Genomic DNA, 18634 nt, shown 5'->3' on the forward strand with positions numbered 1-18634 from the left:
CTCAGTTGAACACCTTGAGAGATGCCGCCTTTTCGACGGGCAGATCGAAGGGCAGCGTCGCGCCGATCTCATAGGACGGCAGGCTCGCATCCACCTCGGCCTTGATGGCGCCAAGCGCGCTGTCGAGCAGATATTCCCGCGTGTTGCCTGCAAAAGACGTGCCGCGCACGGTGCCCTCGAAAGGACCTGAACCGAGGGTTACCATGCGCGGCCTCCATGCCAGTCCCGCCGTACTCGGAACCTGGCCAGAAAGCGTAACTCGTCCTGCATCCGTCTTCAGCTCTGCGCCTTCCAGACGGAAGATGTTTTCAAAGCCGACAAAGTCGGCGACGAAGGAAGAGACAGGTGCATTATAGATCTCTTCCGGCGTGCCGAGCTGCTCAATTGCGCCGTTCTTCATCACAACTATGCGATCAGCCAGCGCCAAGGCCTCGACCTGATCATGGGTGACGAAGATCATCGTCACACCGGTCGCCTTCTGCACCCGCTGCAACTCGGTGCGCATTTCCAGCCGGAGCCGGGCATCGAGGTTGGAGAGAGGCTCATCGAGCAGAAGAACCTTGGGGTCCATGACCATGGAGCGCGCAAGCGCCACGCGCTGCTGCTGGCCACCGGATAGTTCCGCCGGCTTGCGCGAGGCGAAGGTGGAGAGACCGACGGATTTAAGGCCTGACGCCACTTTTGCATCCAGCTCTGCACCCGTCAGGCCCTTAAGCCGCAGACCGAAGGCAACGTTTTCATAGACCGTCAGATGCGGAAAGAGCGCATAGGACTGGAAGACGAGACCAACGGCACGCTTGTTGGCGGAGACGCGGGTGATATCGGCGCCATCCAGATCGATCCGGCCGCCTGCAATCGGCATCAACCCCGCAATCGCACGCATCGTAGTAGTCTTGCCGCAGCCGGACGGTCCGAGCAGCGCCAGAAGCTCGCCCTTGCGGATATCGAGATTGAGCTTGTCGACGGCCATGATGGGGCCATAGGCGAGCGAAAGATTTTGAAGAGAGAGATACTGTGCGTCAGACATAGCGGGAGAACCCCAGGAAACGTTCGGCCATGAAAACAATGCCGATGGAAAGGAAGGCGAGGAGCGAGGAGAGCGCCGCAACGGACGGATCGAAGACGATTTCCATATAGCCCAGCATATCGATCGGCAGCGTGCGAACACCAGGGCCCGACAGGAAGAGCGATACCGGCACCTGGTTGAAGCTGGTGACGAAACCAAGAATGAAGGCCGACAGAATGCCGCCGCGGATGTTCGGCAGAACGACGCGGAAGAAGGCGCCAAGCCGGGATGAACCGAGCAGAACCGCCGCCTCTTCGATATCCGAGCGCAGATTGGTGAGGCTGGCAGAGACCACGCGCACCGCATAGGGCAGGATCAAGGCGGTGTGCGCGAGAAAGAGAGCGAGCGTGATGCCGATACCGAAGGGCACGACGAAGTATCGCAAAAGCGCCAGACCGACGATGATGCCCGGTACGATGATCGGTGCCGAAACGATGGTGCGGATCGTTTCGGAAAACGGCAGCTTGTAGCGCGACATGGCGTAGGCCGCCGGTATGCCGAGGAGGAGGGCCGCAAACGTGCCGCCGATGGCAAGAAACATCGACATGGCAAAGCTGTCGCGGAAGCTTTCCACGGTGAAGACCTTGGCGATCCATTTCAGCGAAAAGCCCTGCGGTGGGAAGGCCAGCGTGTCGCCGGCCGAAAAGGAGGCGGCAACAATGATCAGGAACGGCCCGATCAGAAAGCCGATGACCAGCATCAGCGTCAGGGGAATAAAGAGATGGCGGGTCATTTCCTGTTCCTTGCCGTTGCAATGCGCTTGAGCAGGATATTGGCCGCAAAGCTCATGACGATCAGAATGAAGGCAATGACGCTTGCAGCGACGAAATTGTTGGAGACCGTGACCTGCTGATAGAGCAGCGTTTCCAGCATCAGCACCTTGGAACCGCCGAGAATGGCGGGCGTGATATAGGCGGTGAGCGAACCGGTGAAGACCAGCGTGCCGCCGACGACGAGGCCTTCCTTCGTCAGGGGAATGATGACCTTCCAGAAGACCTGAAACCAGTTTGCACCGAGAACCCGCGAGGCGGCCACCACATCGCGCGGCATGTTTTCCAGCGCGCTGATCAGCGAAATGATCATCAGGGGCAGAAAGAGCTGCAACAGGCCGATGAACACAGCCGTCTCGCTGAAGAGAATGCGGATCGGGCTATCGGTTAGCCCAAGAAACTTCAGCGCTTCGTTGACAATGCCCGTGCGCCCCAGAATGACGATCCAGGCATAGGTGCGCGCCACCGGGGAGATCATCAGCGGCAGGATGACCAGATTGATCATATGCCCCTTCGAACCGGGCGGCAGGCTGACGATGGCGAAGGCGGCAGCATAACCGATGACGGCGGACACAACCGTGACCAGCGCACCGAGTTTCAGCGTCCGCAGGAATACCGCCTGGTTCAGCGGGTCGGAGAAGAAGGTGGTGTAGGCCTGCAGCGTCCACCCATCGGCGGTGCGAAAGCCCTCCGAGAGGAGAATGAAGACCGGCACAAGAAAGACCGCCGCCGCAAAGATTGCGGCGGGCAAGGCCAGCGCCAGGGCCTCGGTCCGATTTTGAAACATGGCGGTCTATCCTTCGACAGGCTGGTCGATCACAGATGAGCTGTCATCCTCGATCTTTGGGTCCGAGGATGACGCGCGACGCAAGATTACTGACCGACCTTGGCGTTCCATTCCGACAGCCACTTGTCGCGGTTGTCGAGCGAGACGGCGGACGGGATGAGCTGCAGGCTTTTCACGGTTTCTTCGCCATAGGTGATGTTGTTCGCCACCTCTTCGGAGACCTTGACCTCCTTGTTGGTGGGGCTATCTACCAACTTGTCGGCCAAGGCCTTCTGAACATCGGTCGAGAGCCAGAAATCCATGAATTGCAGCGCAAGATCCTCGTTCTTCGTCCCCTTCGGCACGACAAGCACGTTCATGCCGCCGGTCTGACCTTCCTTCGGTGTTGCCCATGCAAGTGGAAGATCGAGCTTGGTGAAAGGCGCCCAGGAGAAGCGACCGATGGGTGCGGCCCAGATTTCTTCCTGCTGCATCAACTGCACGAGCTGCGAAGACTTCACGTAGAAGGTGACGATATCGTCCTTCTTGGCACCGACAGCCGCGATCGGCGCCGCGAGATCAGGCGTGTCCTTGTCCATCGCCTTGCCCAGCATATAGAGCGCGGGGGGACCCTGATTGGTGGTGACGTTCGGGAAGGCGATGTGATCGACGATACCGTCCTTCAGGAGATCACCCCAGCTGTCGATCTTCATCTTGTCGGTTCGATAGACGATCGACGTCGCATAGAGATTGACGCCAACGCTCATACCATCGCCATTCGGATCCTTGGCAATGTCGTAAAGCTTCTCGATATTTGGCACCTTGGCGGTATCGATCTTCTGGATCAGGTCCTTGCGGGCGGCGGAAAGCGCATCCGCCATGGAGACGATGGCGAGATCGATGACCGGGTTGGTCTTGTTGGCCTCCATCTTCGCCAGGCGCTCAACGCTGTTGCCGGTTTCCACGACCAGCTTGCAGCCGCATTTCTGCTCGAAGGGGGTGTAGACGAGTTCCTTGAATTCATCCTGCGCGAAGGCATAGACGGAGATCGTCAAGGTCTTGTCCTGCGCCTGCGCGGCCCCGAGCGACAGCATCAGCGCCGTACCGGATGCGAAAAGGATCTTTTTCATGATGTATGTTCTCCAGCTGTGGGTTTTTTATCTTCAGTTTGCTTCTTGTTATTGGCGGCGGAGGAGCGACGAATGATGAGCTCCATCGCCACTTTGGAAATATCCGCGACAACGCCGCCCGCAGCGGGCCGGTTCGCAGGATCCTCGCCGTCGATTGCGCGAACAAGAGCGGTAACGGCGACTTCCGCAATGCGTGCCATATCCATGCGAATGGTGGTGAGGGACGGCGTGACCACGGATGCCCAGATGAGGTCGTCAAAGCCGGTGACACTTGCCTCATCCGGCACGGCAATACCCTCATCCTGAAGTTCGGTGAGAACACGCAAGGCATGCAGATCCGATGCAGCGGCAAAAGCGGTAAACCCCTGGCGCACCTTGTCCGCCACGCCGAGCCGGCAGCCTTCACCCTGACGCTCCTCAAGCGACGCGATCCAGAGCGTGTCTGTCCGGGCGGAAGCGGTCAGTCCGGCGCGAATGCCACCGATGCGATCGTTCTGCACATTGGAATCCGGATTTCTGGCGATCATCACGACATTGCTGTGTCCGAGCCCGGCAAGATGCCGACCGATCTGCACGCCGCCACCCCAATGGTCGGCAGCCACCGTGTTGCCGGGCGTGGAAGGAGAGTCGATCACCGCGACCGGGCAATCCACGTCGGCAATCCGGGTACCACGACGGGGGACGACGACCATGCCTTCGACCCCACGTTCGATCAGCCGGTTGATTGCATCCGTCTGCTTGGCAATCTCCCCATGGGAGTCGGCGATCAGAACGCCGTAGCCGGCATCAGCCGCGGCCTTCTCGATGGCTTGAGCGATTTGGGGAAAGAGCGGATTGCCGATATCGGGAAGCACGAGGCCAAGAACGCCACTGCGCCCCGTGCGAAGCGCGCGGGCGGCAGGACTGGGCACATAACCCATCTCCGCTGCCATCTTGCGAATGCGCTCACCAAGCTCCGCCGAAACACGCCCCTTGCCGGAAAGGGCGTTCGATACCGTCGCACTCGAGACACCGAGTGCCGCGGCAATTCCGTGCAGATTTGCGGCGGGCTTTTGCAAAGCCATGATCTTGCGCCCTTGCTTAATCGTTTAAGCAAGCTAGTGGAAACCGTCTCCAATGTCGAGTCCGGCTTGCGATTTTTCACGGTGTGGCGCGTGTCGACGATCCGCGACGATCCAAGCGCGCTATGACCCTTGCTCAGTAGTCGCGGCACGCAGGCGCTGTTTGAGCAACGACAACGCCAGGATCATTCTACAAAATTGATCAACAATAAAATCTTTTGGCTGTGGCGTGAGCAAAGGCATTGCTACGTTTGAGCTGCTTGGGGAACACGCGCTGAAAGGTGGAAACGATGACAGCGACAGTGACTTACATTCACGAGGAGCGGGAGAAACTCGCCCTGGAAGCTGCGGAATTGAAAACGGCCATGCGCCATGTCGCAGGCAGTGTCAGCATCATCACGGCTGGTCATGGCGTCCATCGCACGGGAGCGACCGTCACGTCAGCCACGGCGCTGTCGATGGAGCCGCCAACGATGATCGTCAACATCAACCGGTCGTCTTCGACATGGCCGGTCATCGCGCGCTTCAACCACTTCTGCGTCAACATCCTGTCCGGTGAACAGGAAGATGTCGCATCCCGCTTTGCAGGCATTGGCGGACTGAAGGGCGCAGAGCGCTATGAAGGCGCCGATTGGTTCGATCTGGAAAGCGGCGCTTCTGGCTTACACGGCGCGCTCGCGGTGCTCGACTGTGCCGTCGAGGATGTCGTGGAGCGTCACACCCACGCCATCGTCATCGGCCGGGTGCTCTCCGTTATCCGTGGAGAAGGACGCCCGCTTCTCTATCACGCCGGACAATATCTTCAGATCTGACAAGAGTGACGCTTACGCAGCGCGATTGCGTCACGCTGTCTTGTTCACCGGCTCTTCACCGGTGTTGGCCGCAAACTGCTCAAGCGTCATCGTGTCGAGAACGGCTGCCATGGCATCCCGGACATCCGTCATCGACCGGCGGACCTGACAGGCCGCCGGATCGGAACAGTCCTCGCAGGCTTCGAAGGCCGTACGGCTGGCGCAGCGAATAGGGGCGAGCGGCCCATCTAGCGCGCGAATGACCTGGCCGATATAGATATCGGATGCCGGCTTTGAGAGCGCGTAGCCGCCGCCCGGTCCCTTCTTGGACCGCAGCATGCCCTCATTGCGAAGCTCCAGCAAAATCGCGTCGAGAAACTTCTTCGGAATATTGTTGCGCGCGGCAATGTCGCTGACGAACGCGGTCTGCCCCTTATCGAGGCTCGCGAGGTCGATCATGGCTTTGAGACCGTATTTACCCTTTTTCGTCAGCATCGGCGTCTTTCACATCCAGCAGGTCGCGTTTCATCAAGCAGTAGCTTGACCCGACATACTGCTCGGCACCTGAACTTTCAATGAATTCCATGAAAATTATCGAATAGATCGGCCCCGGTAACTCGGAAATGGTCTATTCGAGCCAAACGGCTAGCCGCCCTGCGGGCCGCGGCTCGGCCGGGCATTTTGCGCCGTGGCGAGGCCCCGGATCGCATCCGCATTGCCGGTTGCGGCAGAAGCCTCGAAGACCTGTACGGCTTCGCCGTAACGCTTCATGTTGAGATAAGCGTAGCCGCGGATGACCATGAGATCGATACGCTCGGTGGCATATCTCGCCCGCTGATCAAGAAGGATCAGCGCCTCTTCGTAGTGCTTGCTCTCATAGGCCGCCAGCGCGCGGTCGGTGAGGATTGCCACTTGAAGCTCGGTTGCCTTCTGGCGATCCATCGAAGATTTTGTTGCGGAAACGGCCGCATTGTCCGTCAGACCCATGCGAAGATAAGCAAGGCTCTGGCCATAGGCCGCATCGCTGCGAACTGTCGAATCGCCGTTCTTGAGCGCTGCGGAGAAGGCTTTCACCGCCTCGGCAGGCCGGTTAGCCTCCATCAGACACCAGCCTTGCTGGAGTGCACTCTGCGCAGAAAGCGCTTCCGGATTAAGGCTCACAGAGCAACGGCCGGACTGGCGCGCACCCCGAACGGCGCCCGCTTGGCGCGGCGGTGAAGGCTCGTAAGCGACGGCGGTCGCTTGCGGCGAGACCATGCGCGGTGCGGTGGTCATTGCGCGAGATTGAGGCTGTACGGGCGCAGGTGTCGTGACTGCGGGCGCGGCAGCGATCACGCCCGCCTGAGCGGTCGGTCGGCCGATCTCCAAGATACGCTGCGACTGGTTACCCCATTGGCTCTGGAGCCGACGAACCTCCGCCAGATTGTTGAGCTCCTGGTAGGTGAGAGCCAGACCATAGGCGGATGGCTCATCCTCCGGCTTCCACTGCAATGCGGTGGAGAACCATTGCTGCGCCATCTGCGGCTGCTGGAAGGCGCGAGAATACCAGCCAAATTCCTGTGCTGTCGCGGCATCCTTCTGCGCTACGGTCTCTGTTGCAATGCGCTGAAGAATATCGGGCTCCAGCGCGACAGGCGGATCAAGTGCCAGGAGGTTGGCGGCTGCAGCGAGATAAGTTGCGCGCGCACCATCGGAGGAACTACGCCATTTGAACATGATGTCTTCGGCTTCGCGGGGTTCTCCACGCGCAACCAGCGCAAGCGCTAAGCCTTCCGAGGCGGAGGCAGAATCCTCCACATCCCTTGCGCGGCGGAACCACTTTTCCGCGTCGTCCATCTTCTCACGCCCGACATTGTACCACCCAAGCAGGAGCGCATCGCTTGCGAGCTTGTTGGTTTCCGCCAGCCGTTCCATGCGGGAGAGATAGGCAGGCGGTACTGTGACCTTGGGGTCTTCACCCGCCTTTGCAACGAATTGACGCGCGAGATCGTCCTTGACGGGCTCGAACTCTAGTTGGCCATCCGGTCCGGGTTTTTCCCGCGAGAGGAGGTCTTCCATGATCTCGATCGGCAGAAGCGTCGAGGCCTTTTGCACGGTTGCCAGACGTTCCGCCGGATTCTGGCAATTGGTCAGCACGTAGCCATAGGCATCGCGTGCACGCGCCGGCTTCTCCGTCCGCGCGAAGGCTTCCGCCACGCGCCAGAGAACATCGACTTCGCTGCAGGTCAGCAGGCCCGGGTTTTCGGCCGCGACGCCGAGCACAGCATTATACTGTTTCAGATCAGAGGCGTTCACCAGACGCTGGCGCGCTTCGGCAAGATCCAGCATCTCGGTCAGATTCGCGGGCGGCTGCCATCCGGCTTCCGCAGCCTGACGATCGGCAATGGCCTTGCGCGCCTCCGAATAGCGACCGGTGGCATAAAGTTGCCAGATCCCGTCCAACTGTGGATCACCGGTGGGTGCGGCAGCGGTAGGATCAGCAGGCGGTGTCCAATTTGGATAAAGCGCTTTCAGCCGTGCGATCTCAGCCTGAAGACGCACCGTGTCGCCGCGTGTGGCGAAGTAACGAAGAGCGCTTTCATCGACGACCGGTGCGGCATCGCCCGTGCCAGCCGGAGGGGCCGGAGTTGTGTTTTGAGGCGTCTGCTGCGGTGTTCTCGGTGCCTGCGAAAGATTGGTCGAGGGGGCAGCGCGCGATTGCGGCTCTCTGGTGCCGAGAGAAAGCGGGCTGTCACCCTTCTGGACGTCGGCATTGTTCATGCCCGCAGCGAACGCATGCGTTCCGACTGCCTGCATCGGGGCGGAATGAACGGCGCTGACGTGGCCGAGAAGCGCATCGCGCGACTGGAAGATGCCAGCGGCGCACAGTGCCAGGACGGCAGCGGACAGCAACAGTGGCTTCTTGTTCATAGGCACTCCTGATTCGCCTGCGCTACGAAAGACAAAGCCAAGAGATGCAACGTAGATGGATAATAAAGTGTTGACGCGTAGGTTCTCAGTTCCTGTGGAATGGGTTTTTTGCTGGCTTTGCAGGCCAGAAGTGCGGCCATGATGCGATAACCCGCATCCGAAAGCACATCCTTGGCTGCACCGGACTTCAGATCGAAGGTCGCGATATTGCCGTCCTCGAGCGACATGCCAGCTGCCATCCTGGTGTAGAGATCGGGAGAGCCTGCCGCCCCTCTGACCAGATAGAGCGGAATGCGAACGGAGTTGTAGCCGAACTCCTGCGCAAAGCCATCGGCCGGACGCGGCTTGGTGCGCACGGATACCCAGTCCGCCGGTAGCTTTCGCGGGCCGAAGGCAAAGCCGTTGATCGCGACGAGACCATCGGCCACAAGCTTGCCCCATAGAGGTGACGGCGAAAGCTCGTTGAGAAGCGGAAAGGCTTCAAAAATATAGTAGGATGGATTGACGACAGGCCCATCCGGCCGGTCGTTATCGGCAAAGCCGGAGGCGGCTGGGAGAAGCAGGGTTCGACCGCCGCGTTCCACCACCGCCTTGTCGAGCACCGCCTTGGCGATCGCGCGACCGGCGTCTGCAAGGTCCTGGCGTCCCCATTGTCGGGCAGCGAGCGCCAGCGCCTGCGCGATCAGAATATCGCCATCCGTGGCATTGTTGATGTCCGAGACATGGGGCGTCGATTGCGGATCCCATTTCCAGGCAGCAAGACCATCGTCTCGCACCAGAAGTTCGGTCTTGGTGAAGGACCAGATCAGCTCGAAATTCGCCTGGTCGTCGGCAAGAACGGCGAGCCACATGCCGTAACCCTGGCCTTCGCTGTGGCTGATCCCGTTATTGCCTGTATCGATGATACGCCCGGACGCGTCGAGAAAGGCGGCTCGATAGCTCTGCCAGTCCGCCGCGTTGATGGAGGCTGCCTTGACGCTCAGCGGGATCATCAGCACCCCCAGCAACAACACCATTCTTGTCAGTGATCTGGCAAATGTCATCACGGCTTGCGTCCCAACAGCCTCAGCAGGATGAAGGTAACCCATCCGAGCACTGACAAAAAGCCGATGAACACCAGCGCGTAGGAAAGCGTGTTGCTGGACAGCCAGTTGGCTGCAATCAGCCGCCAGTTGGAGAACGTCGCCGGCCCGGTGTCGAAGAAAGTCTGCTGTTGGGCAACGATCGTCTCAACCTTGTCGGCGGCAGGATCAAAGGTGGCGATACGTCCAGAGAGCCCGCTCCATCGCTTCAATTCCGTCATCGATTTGACGCCGGATCTCAAAGTGTCGATGGCCGGTGCCGTGGCAAGCGTCCACACACCCTCGCCACCGGGGCTCAACCCCTGCGCCAGCATGAAGCTGACATTTCCTGGCGGTGTGTAGACTTGTTCCGCGCCTGGAAGAAACCTGAGGGTCTCCCTGCTGATATCGAAGTTGCGCCTGATCCACTCCTCGAAGGAGGATATCTGCCCTTGCCAGACACCGCCATCCACGCGCTCGCGCCAGTTTTCAAACAACTGATCGGTCTGCTCGACGGGTGGCGTTGCGCGTCCTCCCTCACCCCAGCTCGTCTGGCTGGCAAGAGCAATGTTGAATTGGGCAGCCAGTGCTGGCGGTATCTGGGCCAGCGTGCCGATGAAGACGGCGTCTCTGTCTCCCACGGCGGCAATGGAACTGACGAGATCGATTGCAAGTGGCTGACCGGCGGCAAGTGACATACGGCCGAGAAGCGTCGCCGCTGACGACATGACGTCCGGATCGATCCGCTCCATATAGACCGCAACGGGCTGCTGCGAGGCGTGATAGGGCTGTATCACACCACGATTGGCGGCCAAATCCGGGGCGCGACCAATTCTTGCGAAATTGGGCATGTGGAATTCGGACGTGTCGAATAGCGCAAAACGCGGTGCCCCGCTTGCCGTCGTTCCCGGCAAGCAATCCGAATCCGCCTGCGTCTGTATGACGGCCTCAATGGCAACCGTGTTGGCGCCCGGCACGAAATGTCGCAACGTGACCTTGATCGGCAGGTGTCGGAAGATGCCACCGCCGCGGTTCGAAATCGGCACGGTGGAGGCAATATTGCCGTTCACATAGACATCGATATGGCTGCCAGGAAGCACGTCGCTGGCATAGGCCGCGTCCAGAAGCAGCGTCGCTTCACCATAGGCGGCAGCGTAGAAATCAGCCGGAATGCCGATGGTGAAATCGGTGCGGAAGCGCCGTCCTGAAAATTCCGCACTTTTGACGCCAAGCGACGAGAGCACCAGGCGGCGGTTTCCGACAACCAGTGGCGCATCGGGTGTGTGCCAGTTGCGTGTAGACAGAAACGAACGCACCGATCCGGCCGGACGCTCGGCCGAGGCAACGAGACTGTCGATCGCCGTTTGTAGCGCTTGAGGTGTCGGGCCTCCGACGATCAACGCTGAAAGATTGCTGACGATGTTGCTCTCAAAACCGGCATAAGGGCCAGCCAGGACTTCCGGCGGAACCGAACTTGCAACGGCGGCGATCTCGCGCGATGTGCCGGCCAGCACGACCAGCGAGCCCGCCTTACGCTCCTTCGGCACCGTCGTGTGGAAGGCGATTTGCTGATTGGGCATCTGCGTGCGCAGCGCCAGCGCCTGCGACAGCTTCAGCAACGACTCCGCCATCACCGGGTTCGCCAGGCCGGGAGCCACGATATCGATGGAGGTGAGGCCTTCGCTGCCAGCGCCGATCGCCTGGATGTCCTCGATCGTCTCGAAACGGTTGGCAACATCGGCGTTGAGCGTGATGAAGGTGCCGGCAGGATTGATATCGGTCCACAGATCATAGGTGGATTCGACCGTGCAGTCGGTTCTGTGACGCTGCTTGACGCCAAGTGTCACGACATTGGCGCCCGCCTGAAGCGTGCCTGGCGGGATGGGAATCGAGACACTCCCCTCCGCATCGGGAGATGCGATGCTCTTTTTCTCCAGCGGCACATTGTTGATCGCGATCTCCAGGCTCGAGCTTTCCGGCGCAACCACCACGGCGTTTTGATACGCGATCGTGACGGCCTGCGCTGCCTGCGCCTGCTGCTCTGTCAGGTAGATCGTCCATTGCCGCTGATCGATCTCACCCGACAGGCTGAGTTCGCTGAACGGCAATATGTAACGGCGGCGCGGATCGACGGATGTCTGGACGGGTAGCGGCGGTGCCTGCGTCGGCTGAGCCTGGGTCTGCGGTTGTGATGGCGCGCCTTGGGGATAAGATGGTGGAGATGGCGCAGGAGCGACGGGAACGGGCGAAGGCCGTGCCGGTGCCGGCTGCTGTGCAGGAGGCACCATTGCAGGCGGCGATACACTGGGCGGCGCAGCCGGGATTTGCGGCATGGACGGCGCCTGTGGCACTGGCTTTGGCGCGGGCTGCACCGGAACCGGCCTTGCCGCAGGCGGGTTTGCCGGGCGCTCTGGAGACATGTCAAACGGTGCGCTTTGCCCAAATGCGCTTGCCGACAACATGGCGTAAAAGCTTATGAGGAGGAGCGGCTTTTTCATCACTTGGCCACTCCTGCCGCAGCCTTCTGTCGCGCTCTCGTTCGGAAAGAACGCATGAAATAAAACAGGCCGCGTTGTGTCTGAAAAAGCGCGATGCCCATGAAGGTGATCGTGCCCCGGATCAGGCCGGGATTACCCCTGCGTGCGCGCTGAAATTCGGTCCATTGCTCTGAATTGGCGAAGATCAGATCCGCTATCAGGCGGTGTTCGATATTTTCCTTTGGCGCAAAGGTACAGCCGACCGAGGTAAAGCCCTGCTGCTTGACGGTCCGGACGATATCGATCGTCATCGACGAGGGCGCCCCAGGGCTATACGGGTCTACGCGAATAATCGCGGGGCGGCCCTTCTCGACGACATCCAGATCCTTTTCGAAAATGTTGATCAGCATGCCGTGGACGGACACGTTCTGAACCGTTGCCGGCAACCAGGGGCCGTCTTCCTGCAACTGCAATTCGCATCGGCGCTTGACGGTGATGCGCCGCGACGCGGATTTCTCTCCGCGTTCGGACACGACGCCGAGAGCACAGCCGGCAAAGATGATGTTGAGCAGGTTCCAGCCACCAACGACAAGTGTGACGTCCGCTTTATAGGGCTCGGCATAGATGCGATAGATCGCAAAGATCATGGCGATGACCAGCACGAAGAAGATGACGAAGAACGGTCGGCTGATTTCCGACAGGCGGGCTTCGCTGATGGACTCGTCCTTCGCCGTCACCTTGAAGGTCGGCTTGCTGGGGTTGAACAGCACCGAGACCACGGCAGGCAAGAGATGCACCGTCTGCACATATTCATAAAGCTCGGAAATCCACGGCCAGCGGAAACTTCCATAGAGGAAGTTCTGTATCATCAGGTTTACCAGCATGTAGGCGGCCGTATAGGCAAGGAACTCACCGCCGGATGCAACGAAGATCTGCAGGTCGAAGAAGAGATAGAAGAGCGGCGCAAAGAGGAAGATGGTGCGCGGGAACGGGAAGAGCCAGAACAATGTCGAAGACATGTAGCAGAGCCGCTGGGGGAAGGAGAGCCCTCGGCGGAAAAGCGGCTGGCGGAAGATCAGGATCTGCATCATGCCTTGCGCCCAGCGGCTTCGCTGGCCGATGAAGCTGGTGAAGGTCGCCGGCTGCAGACCGGCAATCAGGGGCTTATCGACATAAAGGCTGTTCCAGCCGCGCGAATGAAGCGCAAGTGCCGTCTCGCAATCCTCGGTAATGCTGACGCCGCTGAAGCCATCGGTTTCTTTGAGCGCCTCGCGCCGCAGAACCGCTGCCGATCCGCAGAAGAAGGCACCGTTCCATTTATCCAAGCCGCGCTGGATGATGCCGTAGAACATTTCATTCTCGCTCGGCATGGTTTCGAAGGTGCGCAGATTGCGCTCGATTGGGTCCGGATTGACGAAGAAATGCGGCGTCTGGACGAGAAAGAGCCTTGGATCTTCCTCGAAATAGCCAACCGTTTCGAGAAGAAAATCGCGCGCGGGCGCATGGTCGGCATCGAAAACGGTGACCAGTTCGCCCGTCGAATGATCCAGACCATTGTTCAGATTGCCAGCCTTGGCATGGACGTTTCGCTCACGCGTCAGATAGTTGACGCCGAGATCGGCGCAGAGCTTTTGCAATTCCGCGTGCCGCCGGGTCGCGGCTTGCGCTTCCAGCCCGTTTGGAGCATTGCGTTTCTGCACCGTGCCGCCATCATCCAGCAGCCAGACGGTGAATTTGTCCGCCGGATAATCCATGTTCTTCGCAGCCGCCAGAGTGTTGGCGAGAAGTTCCGCATCCTCATTGTAGGTCGGCACGAACACATCGACAGTCGGGACATAGCCGGGCGAACCAGGACGGCCCTTTCGCGACGGCAACGGCATAGAGACGATGACAAGGCTGAGTGCCAGCATCACCACGCTGTACATTTCGGCGAGATAGAGCAGGAAGCCCGGGATGAAGTTTTCGAGCTGGTTGACGGGCGGCAAGGTGCTGGTCGTGCGCCAATACACGTAGCGCAGAACAATGGCCGTACCGAAGCCAAGACCGATGAGCCGCCAGGCGCCTTTGCCGTTCAGAGACTTGATGGTGGCAAGCAAAGCCAGCGAAATCGCCGTGGCGATGAGATGCGTCTGTAAGCTGACGGGCAATGTGATGATCAGCAAGACACAGGCTGACACGAACAGCCAGAGGGTGAAAGCGATGACCTTGCTCATCAGCAAACCTTTACATCAAGTCGATAAGAAGCTGACCGCTCCCTGGCCTCATGCCACTGGCCCCTGACTGCGACGAAGAGACCAAGTGGATCAGTTACACCTGAAACAGTTAATTGCAGGTTTGTCCGTTCGCCTGACCGGCAACGCAAGTAGGCGAAGGAATGGCGACCTGTTTCGTTTCGATACGCCGCGCTGGCGGGGGCACGTCTGCCGGTCTGCTGCCAGCCGCCCTTGGCGCTGCCGGGGACGGGATGAGGACAGGCGGCCTGGAGGATGCGGTGGGCTGCGGCTGCAAAACGACGGGCGCCGCGGTGGGCGAGGCTGTCACCGCAGGTCGTGGCTGCGAACGAACGGGAGCCGAGATGGGCGTTTGCGTTCCAGGCTGCATCGGCACGGCACCCGTTACGGGATAGATAGGATTGCCGGCACGTCCAAGGCCCTTGTCTGGGTCCTGTGCGGTTCCGTAAGGGTTCCAGTTGGTGGACAGATAGTTGCCGGTAATCGTGTAGTTATACATCACCGCCAGGAGATCGCGCGTCGTGACACCCGACTGGCAGAGCCGCAGCGTCACATTGATGCGACCGAGATTCTTGAAGCTCTGGCGGGCGCTTTCCGGCGACCTGATTTGCTGCCATCCGTAAATGCAGGCGTCGTTGCCATAACCTCTGCCTGAGGCATAGGAAAACGTGCCGTAATTGTTCTGCAAATATTCGGCAGACGTCGCCATCGCCACACCGGGAAATGCGCTCCTGATCTCCCGCGAGATCGAAGAAACACGCAGACTGCTCTCCGACAGCCCACCCCGTCCGGTATCCTCTGCCTTTTGCGGCCCGAAAAGCTGCACCTTCAAATAGTTCTGACCAGGGGTCGCCGCATCCGAGCGCAGGATCACGTCCTGCTGAACGGCATTGGCATAATTGCGGTTGATAACGGTGAGGACTTCCGGGCCGCCGGGCGGCGGAAAGATCAGTGCTTCTTCCGGCGCCAACATCTTCGGCCCACCGGATTGCTGCACGCCGGCCGGCGTATTGCAACCTGAAAGCGTCAGCGCCATGCCACATGCCAATGCTGTCGCAGTGGCGGTGTTCATCACCCCACCACGCCCCTTTGACGGGGATCGAACATCGCGAATCACATGTGGCACACTCATAGTTACGAAATACGTGAGCGCCATGAATTAGCAATCCGAATTGTCGATGGCATAGAGTGATGCCGCAAGTCGCGGCGCGATCCTCGATCCGCTCACGGGAACTTTATCGTCTGACCAAGATTGGGCGGATGGTTCTCTACTTGGGCGACGACCGCTATGACGACTTGACGGACGGCGCGAGGGAATCAAAATACGGAAAGAGAAACAGTATGGAAGAGCAGACCTTGAGCGCCACAACACAACTGACGGACGAAATCACCGCATTGCGTCGATGGCTGGAGGAGGCTGCTTTGCCGCTGTGGTGGGAGGCCGGAGCGGCAAAACCCGACGGCGGCTTTCATGAAAGGGTCGATCAGGACGGAAAGCCGGTTCTTGGGGATAATCGTCGCGCCCGCGTGCAGCCCCGCCAGGCCTATTGCTACGCCGCAGCCGGCGAAAACGGATGGACCGGCGACTGGCAGCGCGCCATCAATCACGGTCTCGACTGGTTCGACAAAGTCTATCTTCTGGAGAGCGGACTCTACGGCAATCTTGCCGATGCATCCGGAAAGCTGATCGATCCGTCCTTCGATCTTTACAATCAGGCTTTCGCCCTCTTTGCTGCGGCCCAGACGGCGATGGCGTTGCCGCAGAGGAAGCACGAGATGCGCGAGCGAGCGCTCGGCATCCTCTCGCTTCTCAAAGAGCGTTATGCCCATTCCGAACAGGGCTTCGAGGAAGACAACCCGTCTCGCTATCCGCTCTGCTCCAACCCGCATATGCATCTTTTCGAGGCCATGCTGGCCTGGGAGACGGTCGATCCAACCGGCCCCTGGACGGCTGTCGCCGATGAGATTGCAAATCTCGCGATGACGCGTTTCATCGATCAGGAGAATGGCGGTCTGCGGGAATTCTTCGACAAGGATTGGACCCCAGCACCCGGCGGAAAAGGCCGCATCATGGAGCCTGGCCATCAATTCGAATGGGCCTGGCTTCTGGTCAGATGGGGACTTTTGCGCAACAGCTTCGACGCCATTCAAAAGGCAAAGCGAATGTTCGACATCGGGGAGAACCATGGCATCTGCCCACGCCGCAAAGTCGCGGTGATGAGCCTTCTCGACGATTTCAGCATGCATGATGGCCTGGCTCGTTTCTGGCCGCAAACCGAATGGCTGAAGGCCGCCGTTCGCCTGGCCAGTGCCACCGAAGGCGAAGAGCGGCATCGCTATATCACCTCCGCCTCGCGGGCCGTGATGGCGATACAGCCCTTCCTCGACACGCCGGTCAAAGGCCTCTGGTTCGACAAGTGGCCCGCCGATGCACCGATGATCGACGAACCGGCACCGGCCAGCACCTTCTATCATATCGTCTGCGCGATTTACGAAGCCGACAGCGTGCTTAAAGCACTGACAACCAAGACAGCGGGACCGCGATAAGGCGTCGGCTCCTTCGGCCATCAACCAACCCATGCCTCTTTGATGCCGCGAACGATTTTCGCGGGCTCTTGGATGGCGTTGAAAAGATTTGCCTCGCGCATTCCAGGCGGCGTGAAAACATTGCTGTCAATGCAATGACTTCCCATGGACACTGAAGCCGTCATGGTCCTAAATGGCACCATGACGCCGCCCACAATCCGAACCCGGAGTCCTTCATGCCGTCCCCCCTTTCGCGCCGCTCTCTTTTAAAAACCGCAGCCTTGCTCGCAGCCTCCACCACGCTGATGCGGACCGATCTGGCCTGGGCGGCGGGCAGCGGCGAACGACTGGTCGTGGCGGCAGATTCGGAGCCTAAGAACCTCAATCCGGCGATCGTTGCCTCCAACGGCGTGTTCTACATCTCCAGCAAGATCGTGGAGCCCTTGGCAGAAGCATCGTTCAGCGGCAGGAACGGTCTGGAACCGCGTCTTGCAACGTCCTGGGAAGGATCGCAGGACGGTTTGAGCGCGACCTTCAGACTGCGCGAGGGCGTGACCTGGCATGACGGCAAGCCCTTCACCTCGGCCGATGTGGCCTTCTCGGCCCTCTCCGTCTGGAAGCCGCTTCAGAACCTCGGGCGTCTGGTCTTTGCCAATCTGGAGAGTGTCGATACACCGGATGAGCACACGGCCATCTTCCACTTCTCCAAGCCGACGCCGTTCCAGTTGATCCGCAACGCGCTTCCGGTGGTGACGAGTGTGCTGCCGAAACACCTGTATGACGGCACCGATATTGCCACCAACCCATTGAACACCAAGCCGGTCGGTACCGGGCCTTTTGTTTTTGCCGAGTACAAACCCGGCGAATATTACCGGCTGACGCGCAACGAAAAATACTGGGGCAAGGGTCAGCCGAAACTGGACGAGATCATCTATCGCGTGCTTCCGGACCGAGCAGGCGCCGCAACCGCGCTGGAAGCCGGCGAGATCCAGCTCGCGGCCTTCTCCGCCGTGCCGCTGACGGATCTTGCCCGCATTTCCAAGGAACCCGGTATCAAGGTCATCGCCGATGGCTATGAGGCGCTGACCTACCAGCTCGTGGTGGAGATCAACCACCGTCGCAAGGAGCTTGCCGATCTCAAGGTTCGGCAGGCCATTGCGCACGCGATCGACAAGAAGCTCGTCGTTGATACAGTCTTCCTGGGCTATGCCACCAATTCCACCGGTCCCGTGCCGAAGAACGCGCCGCAATTCTATACGCCTGACGTAAAACTCTACGACTTCAATGTCGACAAAGCCAATGCCCTTCTCGACGAGGCAGGCTATCCGCGTGGTGCCGATGGCAACCGCTTCTCGCTCAAACTTTTGCCCGCGCCGTATTTCAACGAAACCAAACAGTTCGGCGCCTATCTGCGCCAAGCACTGTCTGCCATCGGCATCGATGCGCAGCTGGTGAACAACGATGCGGCCGCGCATCAGAAGGCGGTCTATACGGATCACGCCTTCGATCTCGCGGTAGCACCCACCGTCTTCCGCGGCGATCCCGCCATCTCCACCACCATCCTGGTGAAATCGGGAACACCCGCCGGCGTGCCCTTCTCCAACCAGGGAGGTTACGAGAACAAGGAACTGGACGCCATCATCGACAAGGCGGCGCAAACGGTGGACGAAAAGCAGCGTACCGAACTCTACAAGACCTTCCAGCAGAAGGTCAAAGAGGACCTGCCGATCATCAGCGTGGCCGAGTGGGGCTTCATCACCGTGGCCCGCGATACGGTGAAGAACGTCGCCAGCAATCCAAGATGGGCGGTTTCAAACTGGGCGGACACCGCCATCGAGGAGTGAG

15 protein-coding genes are annotated in these 18634 nt (G+C 59.8%); 4 read left to right on the plus strand and 11 right to left on the minus strand.

Annotation, left to right across the window (positions count from 1 at the left end; all coding sequences use genetic code 11):
• Window position 1: 1 nt before the first annotated feature.
• The 5 genes from AC07U5_RS16940 to AC07U5_RS16960 form a co-directional block, all read right to left on the minus strand.
• The gene (locus AC07U5_RS16940; protein ID WP_494723715.1) at window positions 2–1027 is read right to left on the minus strand and encodes an ABC transporter ATP-binding protein; all 1026 of its coding nucleotides are present in this window, start codon (window positions 1025–1027) and stop codon (window positions 2–4) included.
• Window positions 1020–1799 (minus strand): ABC transporter permease, encoded by a 780-nt coding sequence (locus tag AC07U5_RS16945; RefSeq protein ID WP_113273684.1) that lies wholly within the window; start codon window positions 1797–1799, stop codon window positions 1020–1022. Before AC07U5_RS16945 ends, AC07U5_RS16940 begins: the two co-directional genes overlap by 8 nt.
• Window positions 1796–2623: an ABC transporter permease gene (locus tag AC07U5_RS16950; RefSeq protein ID WP_062423563.1), complete on the minus strand. Its 828-nt coding sequence runs from the start codon at window positions 2621–2623 to the stop codon at window positions 1796–1798. Before AC07U5_RS16950 ends, AC07U5_RS16945 begins: the two co-directional genes overlap by 4 nt.
• Window positions 2624–2709: 86 nt before the next feature.
• Complete coding sequence (locus AC07U5_RS16955) at window positions 2710–3732, minus strand: ABC transporter substrate-binding protein (RefSeq protein WP_144619894.1); 1023 nt, start codon at window positions 3730–3732, stop codon at window positions 2710–2712.
• Window positions 3729–4796 (minus strand): LacI family DNA-binding transcriptional regulator, encoded by a 1068-nt coding sequence (locus tag AC07U5_RS16960; protein ID WP_494723716.1) that lies wholly within the window; start codon window positions 4794–4796, stop codon window positions 3729–3731. The genes AC07U5_RS16955 and AC07U5_RS16960 overlap by 4 nt, the downstream gene beginning before the upstream one ends.
• Before the next feature lie 287 nt (window positions 4797–5083).
• On the opposite strand from AC07U5_RS16960, the gene AC07U5_RS16965 reads away from it, so the two are divergent.
• Window positions 5084–5605 carry a flavin reductase family protein gene (locus AC07U5_RS16965; protein ID WP_494723717.1) on the plus strand — a complete coding sequence of 174 codons (522 nt, stop codon included), beginning with the start codon at window positions 5084–5086 and terminating at the stop codon, window positions 5603–5605.
• A gap of 30 nt (window positions 5606–5635) precedes the next feature.
• Here AC07U5_RS16965 and AC07U5_RS16970 read toward each other — a convergent pair whose 3' ends face one another.
• The 4 genes from AC07U5_RS16970 to AC07U5_RS16985 all read right to left on the minus strand — a co-directional run bounded on the left by AC07U5_RS16970 (window position 5636) and on the right by AC07U5_RS16985 (window position 11888).
• A complete protein-coding gene (locus AC07U5_RS16970; protein ID WP_062423567.1) occupies window positions 5636–6079 on the minus strand; it encodes an RrF2 family transcriptional regulator in 444 nt (147 codons plus the stop codon).
• Window positions 6080–6229: 150 nt separating this feature from the next.
• On the minus strand, window positions 6230–8494 hold the full coding sequence (locus tag AC07U5_RS16975) for a tetratricopeptide repeat protein (RefSeq protein WP_494723718.1): 2265 nt from the start codon (window positions 8492–8494) through the stop codon (window positions 6230–6232).
• Window positions 8491–9537: a family 8 glycosyl hydrolase gene (locus tag AC07U5_RS16980; protein ID WP_130978300.1), complete on the minus strand. Its 1047-nt coding sequence runs from the start codon at window positions 9535–9537 to the stop codon at window positions 8491–8493. The genes AC07U5_RS16975 and AC07U5_RS16980 overlap by 4 nt, the downstream gene beginning before the upstream one ends.
• Window positions 9537–11888 (minus strand): cellulose biosynthesis cyclic di-GMP-binding regulatory protein BcsB, encoded by a 2352-nt coding sequence (locus tag AC07U5_RS16985; RefSeq protein ID WP_245495279.1) that lies wholly within the window; start codon window positions 11886–11888, stop codon window positions 9537–9539. The genes AC07U5_RS16980 and AC07U5_RS16985 overlap by 1 nt, the downstream gene beginning before the upstream one ends.
• On the opposite strand from AC07U5_RS16985, the gene AC07U5_RS16990 reads away from it, so the two are divergent.
• Window positions 11887–12024, plus strand: a complete 138-nt coding sequence (locus AC07U5_RS16990; protein WP_236769495.1) for a hypothetical protein — start codon at window positions 11887–11889, stop codon at window positions 12022–12024. The genes AC07U5_RS16985 and AC07U5_RS16990 overlap by 2 nt on opposite strands.
• A 28-nt stretch (window positions 12025–12052) precedes the next feature.
• On the opposite strand, the gene bcsA is transcribed toward AC07U5_RS16990, so the two are convergent.
• Together bcsA and bcsN are read right to left on the minus strand one after the other, a co-directional pair.
• On the minus strand, window positions 12053–14245 hold the full coding sequence (bcsA, locus tag AC07U5_RS16995) for a UDP-forming cellulose synthase catalytic subunit (protein WP_494723719.1): 2193 nt from the start codon (window positions 14243–14245) through the stop codon (window positions 12053–12055).
• A gap of 109 nt (window positions 14246–14354) precedes the next feature.
• The gene (gene bcsN / locus AC07U5_RS17000; RefSeq protein ID WP_082546290.1) at window positions 14355–15335 is read right to left on the minus strand and encodes a cellulose biosynthesis protein BcsN; all 981 of its coding nucleotides are present in this window, start codon (window positions 15333–15335) and stop codon (window positions 14355–14357) included.
• 269 nt (window positions 15336–15604) lie between these two features.
• Between bcsN and AC07U5_RS17005 the strand changes: the two genes are divergently transcribed.
• Both AC07U5_RS17005 and AC07U5_RS17010 read left to right on the plus strand, forming a co-directional pair.
• Window positions 15605–16810, plus strand: coding sequence for an AGE family epimerase/isomerase (locus AC07U5_RS17005; protein ID WP_112520699.1), 1206 nt, complete (start codon window positions 15605–15607; stop codon window positions 16808–16810).
• Window positions 16811–17025: 215 nt separating this feature from the next.
• Window positions 17026–18633, plus strand: coding sequence for an ABC transporter substrate-binding protein (locus AC07U5_RS17010; protein ID WP_494723720.1), 1608 nt, complete (start codon window positions 17026–17028; stop codon window positions 18631–18633).
• Window position 18634: the final 1 nt, after the last annotated feature.

Source organism: Agrobacterium sp. GW821-FHT02D03 (assembly GCF_059421725.1).

Excerpts from the sequence above, each read along its gene's own strand:
- AC07U5_RS16940 (WP_494723715.1), bottom strand. The coding sequence starts at position 1,027 with ATGTCTGACGCACAGTATCTCTCTCTTCAAAATCTTTCGCTCGCCTAT.
- AC07U5_RS16945 (WP_113273684.1), bottom strand. The coding sequence starts at position 1,799 with ATGACCCGCCATCTCTTTATTCCCCTGACGCTGATGCTGGTCATCGGC.
- AC07U5_RS16950 (WP_062423563.1), bottom strand. The coding sequence starts at position 2,623 with ATGTTTCAAAATCGGACCGAGGCCCTGGCGCTGGCCTTGCCCGCCGCA.
- AC07U5_RS16955 (WP_144619894.1), bottom strand. The coding sequence starts at position 3,732 with ATGAAAAAGATCCTTTTCGCATCCGGTACGGCGCTGATGCTGTCGCTC.
- AC07U5_RS16960 (WP_494723716.1), bottom strand. The coding sequence starts at position 4,796 with ATGGCTTTGCAAAAGCCCGCCGCAAATCTGCACGGAATTGCCGCGGCA.
- AC07U5_RS16965 (WP_494723717.1), top strand. The coding sequence starts at position 5,084 with ATGACAGCGACAGTGACTTACATTCACGAGGAGCGGGAGAAACTCGCC.
- AC07U5_RS16970 (WP_062423567.1), bottom strand. The coding sequence starts at position 6,079 with ATGCTGACGAAAAAGGGTAAATACGGTCTCAAAGCCATGATCGACCTC.
- AC07U5_RS16975 (WP_494723718.1), bottom strand. The coding sequence starts at position 8,494 with ATGAACAAGAAGCCACTGTTGCTGTCCGCTGCCGTCCTGGCACTGTGC.
- AC07U5_RS16980 (WP_130978300.1), bottom strand. The coding sequence starts at position 9,537 with ATGACATTTGCCAGATCACTGACAAGAATGGTGTTGTTGCTGGGGGTG.
- AC07U5_RS16990 (WP_236769495.1), top strand. The coding sequence starts at position 11,887 with ATGGACGGCGCCTGTGGCACTGGCTTTGGCGCGGGCTGCACCGGAACC.
- AC07U5_RS16985 (WP_245495279.1), bottom strand. The coding sequence starts at position 11,888 with ATGCCGCAAATCCCGGCTGCGCCGCCCAGTGTATCGCCGCCTGCAATG.
- bcsA (WP_494723719.1), bottom strand. The coding sequence starts at position 14,245 with ATGAGCAAGGTCATCGCTTTCACCCTCTGGCTGTTCGTGTCAGCCTGT.
- bcsN (WP_082546290.1), bottom strand. The coding sequence starts at position 15,335 with ATGAACACCGCCACTGCGACAGCATTGGCATGTGGCATGGCGCTGACG.
- AC07U5_RS17005 (WP_112520699.1), top strand. The coding sequence starts at position 15,605 with ATGGAAGAGCAGACCTTGAGCGCCACAACACAACTGACGGACGAAATC.
- AC07U5_RS17010 (WP_494723720.1), top strand. The coding sequence starts at position 17,026 with ATGCCGTCCCCCCTTTCGCGCCGCTCTCTTTTAAAAACCGCAGCCTTG.